This window comes from Rhodococcus sp. Q1 (assembly GCF_004153645.1).
Classification (GTDB): Bacteria; Actinomycetota; Actinomycetes; order Mycobacteriales; family Mycobacteriaceae; genus Rhodococcus; species Rhodococcus gordoniae.
In genome coordinates this window covers 1-3,300 of sequence record NZ_SDMJ01000020.1, presented here as the reverse complement: position 1 = coordinate 3,300, position 3,300 = coordinate 1, and the positions used below count along the sequence as shown (strand labels likewise).

Here is a 3,300-nt window from a genome sequence, read left to right as displayed (position 1 = left end):
ATCCGGGCAGCAACGGTTCGACGATCTCCCACAACGCATCCGGTACCAGCCGGGAAGACAACGCATCGACCACGGCAGTGCATTGTGCCGCACAAACGATCTAGGCCATAAGAGACATGCTCTTACTCAGCTGGTTTCTGGGGAGGCCATGTTCGCCCGTTGCTTTCGTAGAAGGGTTTCATCGCTCTGGTCGGGAGAACACCGCCGTACAGCTGATCGTTGGACCACCAGATGCGATCGAGTTCAGTGAACTGCTCAGGGTCCAGGGATTCGAGGGTGGCGAGGCGCTTCACGGCGGCTTCTGCATCGAAGTAGTTGCCGGCATCGCGTAGCGCGCTGAACATGCCCTCGACGATTGTTGTGTCGAGGCCGTCATGGGTTGCGATCCACGAGCTGATGGTGGCTGCGACTTGCTTCGGGTTCTGCTCGAAGGCGCTGGGCCACTGAAGGTGTCCGATGAAACCTTGTGGGTCATGGCCGAGGCGGATGGCGTAGTAGGGGACGCGCCGGCCGACAGCCCACCCGACCTCCTGGTGGCACCAGGGACTGTGGTTGAACTCGGGATGGATGAGCGCTACGAATGCCTGCATCGAGCGCAGCGCGGACTCGATCTGTTCGCGCCACGGTTTGGAGACTTCCATGGTGTCGTGGGCAACGAACCCGTGGATCCCCGAGACAGCCAGTTCGTCAGCTACCTTCCCTACGAATTCTTTGTGCTTCGCGGAGTGGGAGAGAAACACCCTTACGTACCCGGGCTTCCAGAGTTTGTCGTGGGTTTCCTCGACGAGGTTGGCGACCTGGTCGGTTTCGACGCCTAGCGCGATGGAGTACAGCTCTACCAGATCGTCGTCGGATAGTTCCCCGAGTTGGTCCGGGACGGATGGCCCGTCGTCGAACCCGGATGTTGCCTGTAACCCGAACTCCCGAAGGAGCATGTCCCTGTCGTCGAACGACCATCGGGAGTGGTTGAACTCGTCGACGATCTCGGACTTGATCCGGAATCGTTCTCGTCGTGTGAGGGGCACCGGACAACAATAGGGCCAGTCGTCGCGGTGTCTGTCAGTGGCTCCGGTGGTGCTTTGAGCTGGGGTGATAGCAGGTCTCCGGCGCTTCTGAGCGGAGCAATACTGATTGAACTTGCCTGGGGCGCTCGAAGAAGTCGGGGCCACGCTCGGGCATGATGTGCCAGATGCAGGTGAGACGATTGAAAGCGATTTTCCAGGTTTCCGAACCCAGGCGGTTCGCCGAGCTGGAGGTGGGGTTGGCGCAGCTTGGGCGGAGTGTCATGGCGTTGGCTGCGGATGCTGAGCTTCTGACAGAGGCCCGCCGATTTCAGGGCGCCGCGGTTCTCCAAGGTTTTGCCGATGAGGAGGCCGCCAAGGCACTGATCTTGTTGGATATCGCCCGTTGTGGTTGGACGGATGCCGCGTCGGTGTCGTCGTGCATGGCGGCGTTTTACAACCATCTCTCGCGCGGCCTGTATGCCGAGGTGTACGCCGGCCGCCCGGCCGACCTTGAGGACATCAGAAAGTATGTCGACGCATTGAGGCGTCAGTTCTATCTGGACGGTCCCACGGGAATCGACTGGGTATTTCGCAACTCTGTGATCGACGACCGAGAGACGGCGTTGTACGTCGACTACGTCCAGACGTCTGGACGTAGTCGACGTACAACGCCGTCTCTCGGTCGTCGATCACAGAGTTGCGAAATACCCAGTCGATTCCCGTGGGACCGTCCAGATAGAACTGACGCCTCAATGCGTCGACATACTTTCTGATGTCCTCAAGGTCGGCCGGGCGGCCGGCGTACACCTCGGCATACAGGCCGCGCGAGAGATGGTTGTAAAACGCCGCCATGCACGACGACACCGACGCGGCATCCGTCCAACCACAACGGGCGATATCCAACAAGATCAGTGCCTTGGCGGCCTCCTCATCGGCAAAACCTTGGAGAACCGCGGCGCCCTGAAATCGGCGGGCCTCTGTCAGAAGCTCAGCATCCGCAGCCAACGCCATGACACTCCGCCCAAGCTGCGCCAACCCCACCTCCAGCTCGGCGAACCGCCTGGGTTCGGAAACCTGGAAAATCGCTTTCAATCGTCTCACCTGCATCTGGCACATCATGCCCGAGCGTGGCCCCGACTTCTTCGAGCGCCCCAGGCAAGTTCAATCAGTATTGCTCCGCTCAGAAGCGCCGGAGACCTGCTATCACCCCAGCTCAAAGCACCACCGGAGCCACTGACAGACACCGCGACGACTGGCCCTATTGTTGTCCGGTGCCCCTCACACGACGAGAACGATTCCGGATCAAGTCCGAGATCGTCGACGAGTTCAACCACTCCCGATGGTCGTTCGACGACAGGGACATGCTCCTTCGGGAGTTCGGGTTACAGGCAACATCCGGGTTCGACGACGGGCCATCCGTCCCGGACCAACTCGGGGAACTATCCGACGACGATCTGGTAGAGCTGTACTCCATCGCGCTAGGCGTCGAAACCGACCAGGTCGCCAACCTCGTCGAGGAAACCCACGACAAACTCTGGAAGCCCGGGTACGTAAGGGTGTTTCTCTCCCACTCCGCGAAGCACAAAGAATTCGTAGGGAAGGTAGCTGACGAACTGGCTGTCTCGGGGATCCACGGGTTCGTTGCCCACGACACCATGGAAGTCTCCAAACCGTGGCGCGAACAGATCGAGTCCGCGCTGCGCTCGATGCAGGCATTCGTAGCGCTCATCCATCCCGAGTTCAACCACAGTCCCTGGTGCCACCAGGAGGTCGGGTGGGCTGTCGGCCGGCGCGTCCCCTACTACGCCATCCGCCTCGGCCATGACCCACAAGGTTTCATCGGACACCTTCAGTGGCCCAGCGCCTTCGAGCAGAACCCGAAGCAAGTCGCAGCCACCATCAGCTCGTGGATCGCAACCCATGACGGCCTCGACACAACAATCGTCGAGGGCATGTTCAGCGCGCTACGCGATGCCGGCAACTACTTCGATGCAGAAGCCGCCGTGAAGCGCCTCGCCACCCTCGAATCCCTGGACCCTGAGCAGTTCACTGAACTCGATCGCATCTGGTGGTCCAACGATCAGCTGTACGGCGGTGTTCTCCCGACCAGAGCGATGAAACCCTTCTACGAAAGCAACGGGCGAACATGGCCTCCCCAGAAACCAGCTGAGTAAGAGCATGTCTCTTATGGCCTAGATCGTTTGTGCGGCACAATGCACTGCCGTGGTCGATGCGTTGTCTTCCCGGCTGGTACCGGATGCGTTGTGGGAGATCGTCGAACCGTTGCTGCCCGGAT

3 protein-coding genes are annotated in these 3,300 nt (G+C 60.3%); 2 read left to right on the top strand and 1 reads right to left on the bottom strand.

Translation table 11 applies throughout. The annotated features are described in order from the left end of the window. Nucleotides 1–122: 122 nt before the first annotated feature. A complete protein-coding gene (locus tag EQ874_RS22750) occupies nt 123–1,025 on the bottom strand; it encodes a toll/interleukin-1 receptor domain-containing protein (protein WP_207213617.1) in 903 nt (300 codons plus the stop codon). Between the two features lie 164 nt (nt 1,026–1,189). Here EQ874_RS22750 and EQ874_RS23450 point away from each other — a divergent pair, with 164 nt between their 5' ends. Continuing rightward, nucleotides 1,190–1,777, top strand: a complete 588-nt coding sequence (locus EQ874_RS23450) for an AbiV family abortive infection protein (RefSeq protein WP_165369319.1) — start codon at nt 1,190–1,192, stop codon at nt 1,775–1,777. Nucleotides 1,778–2,275: 498 nt separating this feature from the next. Beyond that, the gene (locus EQ874_RS22765; protein ID WP_207213617.1) at nt 2,276–3,178 is read left to right on the top strand and encodes a toll/interleukin-1 receptor domain-containing protein; all 903 of its coding nucleotides are present in this window, start codon (nt 2,276–2,278) and stop codon (nt 3,176–3,178) included. Nucleotides 3,179–3,300: the final 122 nt, after the last annotated feature.